14 protein-coding genes and 1 pseudogene are annotated in these 14,041 nt (G+C 42.8%); 9 read left to right on the top strand and 6 right to left on the bottom strand.

Annotated features, from left to right (window positions below; genetic code table 11):
* Nucleotides 1-63: 63 nt before the first annotated feature.
* Nucleotides 64-2,358 (bottom strand): chemotaxis protein CheA, encoded by a 2,295-nt coding sequence (locus ACRC32_RS27150; protein WP_438556897.1) that lies wholly within the window; start codon nucleotides 2,356-2,358, stop codon nucleotides 64-66.
* Between the two features lie 237 nt (nucleotides 2,359-2,595).
* Here ACRC32_RS27150 and ACRC32_RS27145 point away from each other — a divergent pair, with 237 nt between their 5' ends.
* The 3 genes from ACRC32_RS27145 (at nucleotide 2,596) to ACRC32_RS27135 (ending at nucleotide 5,246) form a co-directional block, all read left to right on the top strand.
* A complete protein-coding gene (locus ACRC32_RS27145; RefSeq protein ID WP_438556896.1) occupies nucleotides 2,596-2,955 on the top strand; it encodes a response regulator in 360 nt (119 codons plus the stop codon).
* A complete protein-coding gene (locus ACRC32_RS27140; RefSeq protein WP_438556895.1) occupies nucleotides 2,915-3,568 on the top strand; it encodes a chemotaxis protein CheC in 654 nt (217 codons plus the stop codon). Before ACRC32_RS27145 ends, ACRC32_RS27140 begins: the two co-directional genes overlap by 41 nt.
* 280 nt (nucleotides 3,569-3,848) lie before the next feature.
* Nucleotides 3,849-5,246, top strand: coding sequence for an ATP-binding protein (locus ACRC32_RS27135; protein WP_438556894.1), 1,398 nt, complete (start codon nucleotides 3,849-3,851; stop codon nucleotides 5,244-5,246).
* Nucleotides 5,247-5,351: 105 nt separating this feature from the next.
* On the opposite strand, the gene ACRC32_RS27130 is transcribed toward ACRC32_RS27135, so the two are convergent.
* From ACRC32_RS27130 to ACRC32_RS27120, 3 genes are all read right to left on the bottom strand, one after another.
* Nucleotides 5,352-6,128, bottom strand: a complete 777-nt coding sequence (locus tag ACRC32_RS27130; RefSeq protein WP_438556893.1) for a YdcF family protein — start codon at nucleotides 6,126-6,128, stop codon at nucleotides 5,352-5,354.
* A 341-nt stretch (nucleotides 6,129-6,469) separates the two neighbouring features.
* Nucleotides 6,470-6,652: a hypothetical protein gene (locus ACRC32_RS27125; protein ID WP_438556892.1), complete on the bottom strand. Its 183-nt coding sequence runs from the start codon at nucleotides 6,650-6,652 to the stop codon at nucleotides 6,470-6,472.
* Nucleotides 6,653-6,699: 47 nt separating this feature from the next.
* A complete protein-coding gene (locus tag ACRC32_RS27120; RefSeq protein WP_438556891.1) occupies nucleotides 6,700-7,542 on the bottom strand; it encodes a prephenate/arogenate dehydrogenase in 843 nt (280 codons plus the stop codon).
* A 115-nt stretch (nucleotides 7,543-7,657) separates the two neighbouring features.
* Here ACRC32_RS27120 and ACRC32_RS27115 point away from each other — a divergent pair, with 115 nt between their 5' ends.
* Entirely contained in the window at nucleotides 7,658-8,260 is a 603-nt protein-coding gene (locus tag ACRC32_RS27115; RefSeq protein ID WP_438556890.1) for a DUF1517 domain-containing protein, read from the top strand.
* Nucleotides 8,261-8,310: 50 nt separating this feature from the next.
* Here ACRC32_RS27115 and ACRC32_RS27110 read toward each other — a convergent pair whose 3' ends face one another.
* Both ACRC32_RS27110 and pirA read right to left on the bottom strand, forming a co-directional pair.
* Entirely contained in the window at nucleotides 8,311-9,159 is an 849-nt protein-coding gene (locus ACRC32_RS27110; RefSeq protein WP_438556889.1) for a DUF1361 domain-containing protein, read from the bottom strand.
* Between the two features lie 233 nt (nucleotides 9,160-9,392).
* Nucleotides 9,393-9,548: an arginine synthesis PII-interacting regulator PirA gene (pirA, locus tag ACRC32_RS27105; RefSeq protein WP_181245476.1), complete on the bottom strand. Its 156-nt coding sequence runs from the start codon at nucleotides 9,546-9,548 to the stop codon at nucleotides 9,393-9,395.
* 129 nt (nucleotides 9,549-9,677) lie between these two features.
* On the opposite strand from pirA, the gene ACRC32_RS27100 reads away from it, so the two are divergent.
* From ACRC32_RS27100 to ACRC32_RS27080, 5 genes and pseudogenes are all read left to right on the top strand, one after another.
* Nucleotides 9,678-10,472, top strand: coding sequence for an SAM hydrolase/SAM-dependent halogenase family protein (locus tag ACRC32_RS27100; protein ID WP_438556888.1), 795 nt, complete (start codon nucleotides 9,678-9,680; stop codon nucleotides 10,470-10,472).
* A gap of 3 nt (nucleotides 10,473-10,475) precedes the next feature.
* Nucleotides 10,476-11,135, top strand: coding sequence for a DUF2301 domain-containing membrane protein (locus ACRC32_RS27095; protein WP_438556887.1), 660 nt, complete (start codon nucleotides 10,476-10,478; stop codon nucleotides 11,133-11,135).
* Nucleotides 11,136-11,312: 177 nt separating this feature from the next.
* Complete coding sequence (locus ACRC32_RS27090; RefSeq protein ID WP_438556886.1) at nucleotides 11,313-12,002, top strand: ElyC/SanA/YdcF family protein; 690 nt, start codon at nucleotides 11,313-11,315, stop codon at nucleotides 12,000-12,002.
* 445 nt (nucleotides 12,003-12,447) lie between these two features.
* On the top strand, nucleotides 12,448-13,593 hold the full coding sequence (locus tag ACRC32_RS27085; RefSeq protein WP_438556885.1) for a glycosyltransferase family 4 protein: 1,146 nt from the start codon (nucleotides 12,448-12,450) through the stop codon (nucleotides 13,591-13,593).
* A 5-nt stretch (nucleotides 13,594-13,598) separates the two neighbouring features.
* Nucleotides 13,599-14,041: pseudogene (locus ACRC32_RS27080) on the top strand (glycosyltransferase); the annotation flags it as partial.

Below are 14,041 nucleotides of genomic sequence, written 5' to 3'. Positions count from 1 at the left end.
TGTCATTTGTGATTATTCTCCTCTGCTCCCTACTCCCTGCTCCTTGATAACTATTAACAGTTATCAGTTAACTGATTGAAGTAAATACGGATAGGTAATTTGAACTATTGTATGCAGGTCGAGAATTTCGGTAACTTGACCCTGAATAGCTGCCAAATACAGGATACCGGATCGAGTCGCATGACCCGCGATCGCCAGTGGTTCTTCAACAATATCGAGAATGCGTTCTACTACCAAACCAAGGCTGCGCTCTCGATCTAGCTCCACAACAATGACTTGCAGTTTATCATCTTGCCCATTTGTAACCTCCCTTGCCCAGGACAATTGAGGAGATATTGCCTCCCTTGTCAAGGGGGGTTGGGGGGTTCTGTTTTCAGGAAAATCAGAATTCCCGAATATTTGATGCAAGTAAATCAAAGGCAAAATTGTATTTCGGTATTGCACCACTGGTCGATCTGCTACAATTTCCACCGCGATCGGATCGAATTCTTCTAAACGGAAAATCTGAGACATCAGCAGACCCATGCGTGCGCCCGATCCGCCATGAAAAAGCAAAATTGACTGGCGATCGCCCGTGCGGTCTTCTACTGCTGTAGCTGTGGCGATCGCCAGTTGCTGCTGTAATTGCGAAGTAACACCAGCACAATTTGCTAAACCGACGGCATCGATAATTAATGCTATTTTGCCATCACCGAGAATTGTTGCTCCAGCAAAAGCTGAGACATCTCGTAGTTGTTTTCCTAAAGGTTTGACGACAATATCTTGGATGTCTTGAATTTCATCGACAACTAAACCAAAGTAGTAGTTGTCCGCATTGATAACCACTATATTAATAGTCTCTACATCTACTCTTACTACTTGTAGTTGTAATGTTTGATTTAGATAGACCAAAGGCAATAATTTGCCACGCAACCTATATATAGGGATATCGTAGAATGTTTCAATCTCAAGCAAAGATACCTCTTCTTCCAGTTGCACCAATTCTTGAATGCTTGCTTGAGGAATGGCAAAACGATGGTTTCCACTATAAGCGACCAGGGCAGGAATAATTGCTAGCGTTAAGGGAATTTTTAGCTTAAACTTTGTTCCTTGTCCTACCTGGCTATCCACCTCAACCGTACCGTCAATCGCTGCCAAATTGGTTTTCACCACATCCATCCCGACACCCCGCCCAGATAGATTGGTGACTTGTGCAGCTGTCGAAAAACCAGATGCAAAAATCAAATTCAGTGCTTCTGCTTCGCTGATTTTTTCTGCTTCAACTGCACTGAGAATTCCGAGTTTTTGCGCTTGCTGTTTGAGCTGTTGCGGATCGATTCCGTTACCATCATCGCTAATTTCAATCTTAACAGTGCCACCTTCATGCCATGCATGGAGAGCAAGCTTCCCTTGAATCGGCTTCCCGCGACTGCTGCGAATTTCAGGTGTTTCAATTCCGTGAGCGATACAATTGCGGACAATGTGAGTTAAAGGGTCTTTAATTGCTTCAAGAATAGTGCGATCTAGTTCCGTATCCGCACCATTCATTTCTACTTGCACCTGCTTTCCAGAGGCGATCGCCAAATCGCGTACCACACGAGGAAATTTCTGCCAAATTGTGGCGATCGATTGCATCCGTGTTTTCAGCACCTCTTCCTGTAGCTGAGCCGTCACTTGATTCACTCGTTGGCAAGTCGCAGTCAAGTCTGAGTCTGCCAAAGTCTCGGCAAATCGTACAATTTGGTTGCGAGCCAAAACCAACTCACCCACTAAATTCATCACGCGATCGAGCAGTTCCACGTTCACCCGAATTGTAGAATCTGATGGATTGGTAGTTGGTAGTTGGTAGTCGGTAGTTGGTAGTTGGTTGTTGACGGCTGATGGTTGACAGTAGAGAGTGACTAGTGACTGGTGGCTATTGGCTAGAATTGCTCCCCCCTCTCCCTTGTCTTCCCCCTCTCCCTTGTCTCCCTCCGCTCTCTTCTCCCCCCTGCTAAGTGCTCCCTCCAACGCTGCAATTAGTGCGGCATAATCACCATCTCCCTCATTGCCCGTCGCTTCAACTTGAGCTAAGATTTGTCGAATTGCATCGACAGTTTGAAGTAAAATACTGGCAATCTGGGGATTGAGAGTGAAATGCTGTTCCCGCAATTTGCCTAGTAAATTTTCTCCTGCATGGGCGACTGATTCTAGTTTGGGCAACGGTAAAAAACCGCAGTTACCTTTAATTGTATGGAGGGCGCGATAAATCCGAGTTAAATGTTCGGAATTTGCAGAATTATCTTCTAGATTGAGAATAACTTGCTCGATCTGATTCAGATTTTCGTAACTTTCAACTAAAAATGCTTTGATATCGTCATCGATTTCGAGTGACTCCATGACTGATAGGAATTAAAGACATCATATATTTGATAGCTTATATTACACTGACTATAGGTAGATGTAAATTTGTCATTTGTCATTGGTCATTTGTCATTTATGAGTGGCTGGCGGCTTGTGGCTAAACTTTTATATTCACCAGCCACTAGTCATTAGTCACTTTTGAGGTCTCTTACGTCCGACTTCTGATTCTTTTTTCGGTAATATTAGGATAGGGAATAGCTTAGAAAATTAGCAATGATATCTGTTTTGATAGTTGATGATGCTGCATTCAGCCGCCGGATGATTCGCAAATTTTTGCAAGCTGATGGCTATGAGATTTGGGAGGCGACGAACGGCAAAGAAGCATTAAGTATCGTTCGCGATCGCGTTCCAGATTGCCTGGTGACAGACATTCTCATGCCTGATATGAATGGTTTTGAATTGCTTCAGACTTTAAAAGATCGGGGATTGACTATTCCCACAATAGTTATTTCGGCAGATATTCAAGAAAGTTCCCGTCAGCGAGGATATAACTTAGGAGCAGCTGCTTTTATCAATAAGCCACCAAAAGAAGATGAGCTACGCCAAACCGTCCGACAAATTTTTAGCTTCTAGAGGTATATCTCTTGTGCAGCAATTGACAGAAGACCAAATTGATGCATTAAAAGAATTGATTAATATTGGCGTGGGTCGAGCTGCTAGTCTCTTAAATGAAATGGTTGGTTTCCCTATCCGCCTGGAGATTCCCTTCATTCAGGTATTCGCTGTTGAAGATTTGCAGCAAGAATTAATTGCTAGATTTAATAAGAACTATTTAGCTACTGTAAGGTTGGGATTTACTGGCTCCATTAATGGCAGCGCAGAGCTAGTATTTCCTACTGAGAGTGCATCGACACTCGTATCTGTTCTTACGGGAGAAGATCTAGGCTCTCCCGATCTTGACGCAGTAAAAATTGGCACTTTAACTGAAGTGGGTAATATTGTCATTAACGGCGTAATCGGTTCGTTGGGCAATCTGTTGAAGCAGCGGATGAATTACTTAATTCCTACATACACGGAAGATACTGTAGAAAATTTATTTGCTGCTGTTGAACCAGATGACTCCACAATTGTATTGGCGCAAGCAAGTTTTACAATTGAACAGCTTCAAGTGATTGGCGATCTTATTTTTATATTTGAATTGCAAACATTCGACCAACTCATTGCAGCGATCGAAGAAGTGTCATAGTTATTAGAGATGCAAGTTTAGCGCTGAAATTTTTTGCGATCGCCATTTATTTGATAATCCAAAAAAATATAAGTTGTTTAATCTAACTGTTGCGACCTTGCGGTTTTCGGACGGTGCAGCAAAGCATGTACTATCGAACGGAGCTAGGGTTTGCTTGCAATTGAGTGAAAAATTGCTATATATCTACTTGAAGTCAAAATATATTTTGGAAGTAAAGCTAATATTAAAAGGAGATAGTGACAATAATTGAAAGTAGGAAAATAAACGATCTAGTTTGAGTATGAAGCAACTGCAACAAGCCCAGCAGAATTTTAGGATTCTAGACCAAGTGCCTTTGGGGGCTTGTATTTTGCGTTCGGATCTAACGATCTTGTTTTGGAATAGCTGCTTAGAAGAATGGACTAAGCTATCTAGAACTGAAATGTTAGGGACTTGTATCGGCGATCGCTACCCCCACTTTCATCAAACTCAGTATGCCAACCGCTTGCAGCAGATATTCCAAGGGGGACCGCCCACGATCTTTTCTTCTCAGTTACACAAACACGTCATTCCCGCCTCTCTACCCCAGGGGCAAATGCGCATTCAGCATACAACTGTCACCTCGTTACCTGCCTTGGAGGGTGATGAGTTTTACGCCCTATTATCAATTCAAGATGTGACAGATCTCACATTTAGAGTCCAAGAATATCGCCAGATGCGCGATCGGGCATTGGCAGCGCAGGAAACAGCAGAAAAAGCAAACCGCGTTAAAGACGAGTTTTTGGCGATCGTCTCCCACGAGCTTCGGTCTCCTCTCAACCCAATTTTAGGTTGGTCGCGGCTGCTGCGAACAAATCAGTTAAATCCTGCAACAATCGATCGCGCTCTCGATACCATCGAACGCAATGCCAAGCTGCAAGCACAATTAATCGAAGATCTATTAGATGTCTCCCGCATTCTGAGGGGCAAGCTGAAACTTAATTGGGAAATAGTCGATCTGGCAAATACAATTACATCTGCCTTAGATACCGTAGTGCTGGCAGCAGAAGCAAAATCAATTCAGATCGGACTCAGTTTGAACCCTAGTGTAGGACTGGTGCGGGGTGATAGCAGCCGCCTTCAGCAAGTCGTTTGGAATTTACTTTCTAACGCAGTTAAATTTACCCCATCTGGCGGACAGATAGAGATCTCGCTCGCACGAGTAGGGAGCAGGGAGCAGGAAGCAGGGAGCAGAGGGACAGAGGAGAACAGCGCAGAAGGGCAGAGGGGCAGAGGGGCAGAGGAGAACAGCGTAGAGGGGCAGAGGGGCAGAGGGGCAGAGGAGAACAGCGCAGAGGGGCAGAGGGGCAGAGGGGCAGAGGAAGAAAAACAACTGTCTTCACGGCGTGTAGCGCCAGCGTTTACCGTCAACCGTCAACCGTCAACCGTCAGCCAACTACCAACTACCAATTACGCCCAAATCCAAGTGAGCGATACAGGTAAAGGCATTAGTGCAGATTTTCTCCCCTACATATTTGAATATTTTCGACAGGCAGATAGTAGCATGACTCGCGCCTACGGCGGTTTAGGACTTGGTTTAGCGATCGCCCGTCAATTAGTCGAGTTACATGGCGGTACAATCTGGGCGGAGAGCCACGGTGAGGGTATGGGGGCAACATTAACGGTACAGTTGCCTATTTATGAAGGGAGCAGGGAGTAGGGAGCACAGAGAGTAGGGAGCACAGAGAGCAGGGGAGCAGAGGGGCAGAGGGGCAGAGGAGAAATTACTAGTCAGGAGTCACTGGTCACTGATAACTGATAACTGTTAACCATTTGCTGCTTGCTGTTGAGCTATGTACGGGTTTTGGTCGATTTCTGCATTCTGAGGCTGCCAGTACCCTTTGATACCATAGTTAAATAAACCCATGTATTCGTAGAAGATCATCATTGCCCTTCTTGTGGGTGGTAAGTTTGCAGGCAAAGGAGTAGGACGGGGAAAAACGGTGAACCCCAGACTGCGAAACGTTAATAGCGATCGCATCATATGTGGCGAGTCCGTGATCAAAACGATTCGCTTCACTCCTATCGGTTGCAGCATCGCCGCTGTAAATAGTGCGTTCTCTTCTGTTGTCTGAGAACAACTTTCGGCTTTCAATACTGACTTGGGGACTCCTTCCGTTTTGAGCATGTTCACAATATCTGCTCCATCCCCTGCACCACTGGCAAAAATTAGGGGAGCGCGTTTGCTTTTCCACAGGTCAGCCGCAACCTCTACTCTAGACTTTCTCATGTACGCACCGCGACCTAAAATCACGATCGCGTCCGCTTTTCTCCCTGGATCTTCAGGTAAAAAAGCAATCAATCCCTTACTGGCGATCGCGACTGTAGCTGGGAAACTAGCAAGAAAGTAAGCTACTAACGATAAACTTCCCATCACCAACATGTAACGCTTCCAACGCCATTTGGGAAAAAACTTGATTAGCAGAATGAAAGCTGTTAGCGGTATGACAACCAGTACGGGAGTCATCAGCCAGTGGGAAAGCGTGGACTTCAAGACAAGCCACTGGCTCAGAGGACGAGCACATAAAGCAGGGTCTAGCATTGAAGTTACCCTCAGCAGTACAAATACTCACTATATCATTAAGCTATGTAAACATACTAGGTAGATTTATAACTTTTCGCTACGAGTTATAAACCTTAGATCTACTGTTATTTATCTGTAAATTTCAGTGTTGCAATATACATAAATTACTAGATGTAAGACTACAGAAGATGGGAGACAAAGCATTCCTAAATTTAAGACCTCCTACCCTCTTTTTATGTTCCTGCATTTTTGAGAATATACGTAGCGATTTATATTTATATAGCTATATAAATATTCTTAGAAATGCAATATAATCGCAACCTGCAATCTACCATCGAGCTTTTAGCAATCGACTGAAACTATTTGCGATCGCTGCCGAATTTCTTCCATTGCCGATCTTGCCTAGTACTTTCTATAGCTTCCGAGCGGATGTAAGTTATCTTTGAATGAGTAGAAATCAGAAATAAATATAGAGATGAAATAACACTCATCTCTATATTGAGAGATTGTAGAATTGGTAGTTCAATTGATGAAACTGCCAAAATTGACTGAATTCTCACCTAATATCTTGGAGCTAAAAAGTATGACCTTACTCTCGGAGAAACTTTGGTCTGGCTAGCTGAGTTGAATTTAATTGTTTTTCTAAAGCTTGCCAATCTTCTCGTACAATTAATTGCGCGATTTCATCTAATCGATCGCGGTATTGTTGTAGCGATCGCAACAACTCTGGGCGATTGTACCGCGCCATCATCACTCCTAATTCAGGATTCCCACCTCCAACGCGACTTGTATCGCGAAATCCAGAACTAGCAAGTTGTTGAGCTAATTCCAGCACTTCTGGATTAGGTTCGCTTGCACAAGCAGCAATTAAACTGGCGCTAACCATGACTGGTAAATGAGAAATCCAACTGACAGCGCGGTCGTGATCGGCTGGGTGACAATGATATATAGTAGCTTGGAGCGATCGCGCTAATTGCTCGACAACTTGCACGGCTGTTGGTGGTGTAGTATCAATCGCGGCGATCGCATAAGGCTTGCCGATAAACAGTCCTGTTTGGGCAACTTCAATCCCACTTTCAGCTTTACCAGCCATGGGGTGTCCGCCCACAAAATTCTGCCACAAGGGGGCGATCGCGTCTACAATTGGGGCTTTTACCGAACCGACATCTGTTAAAACTGTTGCTGGATCTATGTGGGGAATTAGTTGTTCTACGGTAGGGCGAATCGCTGCTAAAGGAGTGCAGATAAAAATAACTTCTGCGGTTTTGAGACTGGTAAGATCGGCGCTAGCCGTATCAACAGCACCACAAGCGATCGCTTGCGCGCAAGTAGACTCGCGCCGACTGACACCGAAAATTTTGTGTCCTTGCGATCGCCAGTCTAAGCCCAACGAGCCACCAATCAACCCTAGTCCGATAATACCGATATTCATGACTTGACAATTTTGCTTCCGATCTTACCGTCAATTCCCTTAAATCTAGCGATCGAGGGGGAGAAAGATTTGTGAGAGCGCGATAAATTGAGTAAGAGGATATGGAGGGAAGATCATGAGTTCATGGCGCGATCGGATGAATCGGATGTCAGGGCGGACTCGGTTTGTTGGCTGTCGGATATTTCTCCATCTTGCAGGGCAAGAAGTAGCACCGCTATTAGGAATTCTCAACCGTCAGGCAAGGGAAGCCATAGACACTGACGGCGATATTGAAGTCGTAGGCGAAGGTTTGGTAGAAATTTGTCAAAGCTTGCTGCAATACGACGAGTATTGGCTTTCCGGTGCAAACGAAGGCGATGTGTTTTGGGATGAAGGTGCAGCCAGCGACTATTTCAACGAATTATTTACCGATTCTGCCCAACGCTACTTAAGCGAACCAGATTTAAGTTCACCCGCTACTACAGATGAATCTTTTTCCTTGCCCGTTACCCGTAACTTAGTCGTCATGCTAAGCGTAGTTTATGACGGGGAAGTGCCAGAATTAGAAACTAATCTGGCAGATATAAATACGATGAAGGCTGGATTGAAAGCCATGATTAATCTACACTATCAAAAAAGATTGTGGGCAATTCAAGTCCAGTTTTCCCCCGCTCAATTTGGCGAAGAGCTAACAAACGATCAACTATTACTACATTTCCCCGAATTGGTTCCTTTATAAAAGGAATAGAGTGTAAAAGCAATAGAGACGTAAAATTTTGCGTCTCTACTTTACAACGAATCGATTTTGCCTTCTTCCCGAGCAGAAATAGCTTCTAGACGATTTTTTCCCATAATTCTAAGCGTAACCTGCTTCATCAGCCAGTACAAACCAGTAATAACTGCGAAGGTAACAATCATAATGACAACCGGACGTTTGCCGAATAAATCTTCAACTACAGCAGTAAGGAGAATATCGGGTTGGGTGATGAAATCCCAACTATTAAACCGCAAAAATCTACCTAAATAGACTCCTATTGCACACAAAGCGTGAGCGATCAGCTCTGTGCCCAAAACCCACGTACTTTTACCAATTCTTTGTAAATAAGACCCCAGGTTAATTAAAGATAGTACGTATGCCTCAAATCCAGCTCCCATAAATAATACGTATACTGGGATAAGAACCAAAGTAATTAGCCAGACTGAGTGAATATCTCTAATATCTCGATATAAATGAATGATATCAGTTAAAACATACGGTGCGTTCGGTAAAAAAGCATAAAATACTAAAAATAAAATTGACCAATTAAAGGTTTGCCAACGTTCTCTACCGGATAAGATGAATAATAGATACAAAGGAATACAAATTAAGGGTACGACCCATATTAGCTCAGATGTAACGATATTCGTACTGAAACGTAATATATTAGTTAAAACATGACGCGCACTCGGTAAGAAAGTCAACAAATCTAAAAATAATAGCCAAAATAGCCAACGCCGCTTTTGACTTCCTCTAAGAAATAGCCACGCACTCAAAGTTAAAGGAACAAAAGCTAGAAACAAATTCCAGCTCATCCAACGATTATTTTTAGTTAGTACGTGCCATACGTCTGTCATCACGGCTGATAGATCCGCTTGCATAGGCATATCCTCAGTTAAGTTGGTGTTTGAGTAGGAACTTTAACCAACCAGTATAGCTATTCCCAATTGATGCTTAGTTGTCTCAATGCGATCGCGCGGATAGTCAAACAAAGGATATGAAAACAAAAAGGATGCATTTCAAGTGCATCCTGCGAATGTCAGTATTTTATCTGTTGTTTGTAATTTATCAAGTCAGTGGCATCAAGTCTTGTTACAAAAACTTAGTTGCAGCTTCAGTTGAAGTATCTCATTTCTGCTTCTAGCTGGCGGATGAGATTCTCATCTCCGTTAGCTCTGGCAACATCTAAACGATGTTGTAGACTTTTTTGAATATTCTGACGGTGAGCTTCGGCGGCTTGTTTTACAGCTTGTTGTTTATTTCTGCTCATAGAGAACATTATTTTTACTTATCTTGCTTATGTTGATTTATCCTAACATAGAGAGATTTTAGTAACAATAGCTACAGAAATAAATTTAAACATTTTTAAGACATATTCCAGTAAATGCCTGTAATACAGATGAATTCAAACCGGATTTTGACTTTAACCAGTGATTTTGGCTTCAGTGACGTGTATGTAGGAGTCATGAAAGGTGCGATCGCCCAAGTCAACCCTAACTTGACAATTATCGATATTACCCACGAGATCCCGCCCCAAAATCTCGCTGCGGCTAGATTTTGCTTGTTGGATGCCTATGGCTATTTTCCTGATGGAACCGTGCATGTGGCTGTAGTCGATCCTGGGGTAGGTAGCAATAGACGCGCGATCGCCATAGAATTCGAGCATGGATTCTTAGTGGGACCAGATAATGGAATTTTTAGCGGTGTATTGAGTCAAAGCCCTGCGATCGCCGTTGTAGAACTGACTCATTCTCAATACTGGCGCACTCCCCAACTCTCAAAGACTTTTCACGGACGAGATATTTTTGCCCCAGTAGGGGCGCATCTTGCGAGTGGAGTTCCCTTAAGAGAATTGGGGAAAACAATCGATCTTGCTACGCTACTACAGTTAGACTTACCCCAGTTAATCTATACTCCTACAAAAATAATTGGTTGCATCCAATATATCGATCGCTTTGGCAATTTAGTCACCAATATTCCTGGTAGCGACGTGGAAAATCAAACTTGGACAGTACGATTAGGCGAACGAATCGTCCCAGGGTGTCAAACCTACAGCAACGTCTCTCCTGAAGAGGCACTCGCCTTAGTTGGTAGTCACGGCTGGGTAGAAATTGCCATCAATTGCGGCAATGCCCAGTTACAATTGCAGCAGCATTGGGGAGATAGAGTAGAAGTGGTTATTAGTGAGAGATAAGTTATGACTCAACAAATAGTATCCGAAACATATCAAGGTCAGTTTGGTGAGTTTACAATCGACAAAAGCGATCGCCTCGGTGTGATTATCTATCGGACTGGCTTAGCGATCGCCGCCCTCAGCTTTGCCATTGGTAGTACTCTAGTTCTGTTGAACCCTCATCCCAGTGTTTTTCCAGCACTCACACCCCTATTTTTCTGTTTTTGCGGTGCATTGGGTGTTAGCTTACTAACTATTCATATATATCTAGCAATACTGCATCGCGTCCTACAACTATTTTGGGCGATCGGGACGATCGCCGCAGTCGGGATCGCATTGAGTAATAGCACGCCGCTAGCTGTCACAGTTTACGAACATCCAATGACTTTATTGGGTGTTGGCTTTATTTTTGCAGCGCTCACAGGAATTTACTTCAAAGAGGCATTTTGTTTTAATCGGTTTGAAACCAAATTTCTCACACCTCTAGTACCAATTCTATTGTTAGGACATTTAAGCGGTATTTTACCGCTCCAGTGGGAACAAATCATGCTTGGTACGTGGGCTGTACTATTCGTTGTCTTTGCCATTCGTAAGGTAATACAACCAATTCCACCTGATATTGGTGATAAATCTGTATTTGCTTATTTAAAAGCACAAAGGACAGCAACAGTAGATAGCCAGTAGAAGTTACCCCTGCGCTAGAAAAACTCACCTGTCTGTAGTCCGCGCAGGCGGACTTAGTTTGTGTAGTCGCGAATTCTATTCGCCCAATCCTATTAAGTTTGAAGAGTTTACGACTGAAATCGAATTTTGGTTTAAAGTAGATTCTACACCCTAAGCTATGTAGAACTGACATCTTTAATGGCTGCTCAAAAGCGATCGCAATTCAAACTACTAAATATCACTCTCATTCGACGACAAGAAATATGGTTGCCTACGGTATGGGGATGGTTATTTCTGGGTTTATTGACTCTAACTTTATTAACTGTCAGTATTAGTAACTTACCTTCATTTCTAGCTGTTAATCAACCAGTTAACGCTGAAGTTTTGGTCATTGAAGGCTGGCTACCAGACTATGCAGTTAAAGAGGCACTAGCTAGATTTAAACGCGGCTCCTATCGCCAAATTGTGACTACAGGTATTCCAATTGAAAGAGGATGCTATTTGGCTGAATATAAAAATTATGCCGAGCTAGCGGCAGCAACCTTAAAAACGTTAGGATTAGAGTCAGAAAAAATCGTTCCTGTCCCGACACCAGAAGTACGTAAAGATCGAACTTATGCTTCTGCTATTGCTTTTAAACAGTGGTTAGAAAAGGCAAATATACCAATAAAATCGATCGATTTACTAACGCTCGATTTACATGCTAGAAGAAGCTGGCTGCTGTATCGTCAAGCACTAGCTTCAACAAATATTAAAGTCGGTATTATTGCGATGCCACCCATCGATTACGATCCGAAATACTGGTGGCGCTACAGTGCAGGCGTGCGGAAAACTATCAATGAATTAGTTGCATATATTTACGCGCGTTTTATTAATTGGAATACTTAAACTGAGTACAAACAACATTCACCTTTGCAGACTACAGAACCTATTTGAGCCTTTCCAAACTAGAACTACGGCAGGTTTCTTTTGTAGAGCTGTGATTTTAACCGCTTTTAACTGCCAAGTATTAACTCGCTGGCGATCGCCACCAGTTTTCAGTACATGCCATGATTCAAATTTTTACCTTTACTTCAAAAAAAGTACGTATATTCTCGTAGAATTCAAATTTTGCGTAAAGAGATAGTGCCGATCGGTAAAAAAACAAGCCGATCGCTGTAAAGATAGTTACATTATAAATATATTTTTAAGTCTTATTTTCTGATGACATCTTTACGAACGCCATCAGAGACAGATTCAAAGATATGATTCAAGGTTATTCAAATCAGCTAGATAGTCATTTTATCCGGCTGCATTGTGCAGTTGATGTTTGTATTTCTAGAGGTGTCCTTAGGTGGATCGTAGTCATAATTTTCGTATTGCGTGGTTGTTGCCTGTTGCATGGTTTTATTGGCAGCCAGCGCTCTGTCAATTTACACAGACATTTCCTCAAACGAAAGTATTTACTGGACTTTTTCCTGGCTTTGCACGAGGATTTGACAACTCATTTGTAGTAGAAGTTGTCGGCAAATTTCACGTGCTAGAAACGGCGCGGGAGACGACAGGCTACGGCTCTAGTTTCACCTATCTGTCTCCCAGTATTATTTTCCACTTGCTTCGGCTTAGACCTCATGCCATATTTTCTAGTTCTTTTGGCATTTGGACAATTCTGGCACTCCTATTAAAACCGCTTTGTTGGTGGCGAGTCATCATTGCCTATGAAGGTAGTTCGCCTGATGTAGACTATCGCAATTCAGCATTACGTTTATTAGTTCGGCGACTAATGGTAAAGTTTGCCGATGCTTGCATTACCAACAGTCAAGCTGGAAAAGCCTATTTAGTAGATATTCTTAACGCTAAAGACAGCCGCGTTTTCGTTCAGCCTTACGAAATTCCCGATACCAAAACTTTAGTAATTCAAGAAAACATTGATTTAGATAATTCTCAACTCCAGCGACCAGTTTTTCTTTTCGTCGGACATATTATTCCCAGAAAAGGTTTGCAGATATTGCTAGCAGCCTGCAAGATTCTTCAGCAACAAGGTTATCGAGAATACACATTACAAGTTGTAGGCAATGGCTCGCAACAAGAAGAACTAGCAAAATTCGCTCAAGAGCATCATCTGACTGACTGCATACAGTGGGTAGGTAGAGTAGATTACAACCTTATCAGTACATATTTTCGCAATGCAGATGTCTTCGTTCTACCGACTCTAGAAGATACATGGGGCGTAGTGGTACTAGAGGCAATGTTACTAGGTAAACCAGTTTTATGTTCTACAGGTGCAGGAACGGCAGAACTGATAGTGAATGGTGAGAATGGCTATGTATTTGACCCCAATCAACCGGAAAAACTAGCCGAACTCATGCGTCAGTTTATCGATCGCCCGACTGCGATCGAGGACATGGGTAAAAAAGCGCAACAAATCATGTCTCAATATACCCCAGAAGCAGCATCAAAATGCCTAACTCAGGTAACAAACCTAGTTTTAAATATTTGAGATTTATGACTATAAAAAAAGTTGCTATCCTGACGCATGACATCGGAGGTGGTGCGTTCACTAGTTTAGGAACTGCACTCTCTCGCGGCTTTCAGGAATTAGGAATCAATTGTGAGTTTGTGGTTTTAAAGGCAACTCAAGCAGAAAAAGAGCAATATTCAGACATTAATATAGTTACTCTCAATACTCAGCGCACGGCTTTTTCTTTACTACCAACTATTCGCTATCTTAAACAAAGTAAACCAGATGTTATCTTTCCAATGCCTTGGTATTTTAATATCACGGCAATTTGGGCAAGGTATCTATCAGGAATTGATAGCAAAATTATTATTGGCGAACACAATATTATTAGCTTAGAAACAGGCATCGAGCATCAAGATAAACTGCACCTGCAATCTCTGCCGACGCTAATGCGGTACACGTATCCCTATGGTGATGGCTTAATTGC

It is taken from the genome of Chroococcidiopsis sp., assembly GCF_051657925.1.
In the GTDB taxonomy this organism is placed as follows: domain Bacteria; phylum Cyanobacteriota; class Cyanobacteriia; order Cyanobacteriales; family Chroococcidiopsidaceae; genus Chroococcidiopsis.
The sequence above is the reverse complement of the archived record's forward strand: the minus strand, read 5'-3'. Positions and strand labels throughout refer to the sequence as shown.

Coding starts and splice junctions, on each gene's coding strand:
- ACRC32_RS27140 (WP_438556895.1), top strand. CDS start 2,915: ATGAGCTACGCCAAACCGTCCGACAAATTTTTAGCTTCTAGAGGTATA.
- ACRC32_RS27115 (WP_438556890.1), top strand. CDS start 7,658: ATGAGTTCATGGCGCGATCGGATGAATCGGATGTCAGGGCGGACTCGG.
- ACRC32_RS27095 (WP_438556887.1), top strand. CDS start 10,476: ATGACTCAACAAATAGTATCCGAAACATATCAAGGTCAGTTTGGTGAG.
- ACRC32_RS27110 (WP_438556889.1), bottom strand. CDS start 9,159: ATGCAAGCGGATCTATCAGCCGTGATGACAGACGTATGGCACGTACTA.
- ACRC32_RS27120 (WP_438556891.1), bottom strand. CDS start 7,542: ATGAATATCGGTATTATCGGACTAGGGTTGATTGGTGGCTCGTTGGGC.
- ACRC32_RS27145 (WP_438556896.1), top strand. CDS start 2,596: ATGATATCTGTTTTGATAGTTGATGATGCTGCATTCAGCCGCCGGATG.
- ACRC32_RS27130 (WP_438556893.1), bottom strand. CDS start 6,128: ATGCTAGACCCTGCTTTATGTGCTCGTCCTCTGAGCCAGTGGCTTGTC.
- ACRC32_RS27100 (WP_438556888.1), top strand. CDS start 9,678: ATGAATTCAAACCGGATTTTGACTTTAACCAGTGATTTTGGCTTCAGT.
- ACRC32_RS27090 (WP_438556886.1), top strand. CDS start 11,313: ATGGCTGCTCAAAAGCGATCGCAATTCAAACTACTAAATATCACTCTC.
- ACRC32_RS27135 (WP_438556894.1), top strand. CDS start 3,849: ATGAAGCAACTGCAACAAGCCCAGCAGAATTTTAGGATTCTAGACCAA.
- pirA (WP_181245476.1), bottom strand. CDS start 9,548: ATGAGCAGAAATAAACAACAAGCTGTAAAACAAGCCGCCGAAGCTCAC.
- ACRC32_RS27150 (WP_438556897.1), bottom strand. CDS start 2,358: ATGGAGTCACTCGAAATCGATGACGATATCAAAGCATTTTTAGTTGAA.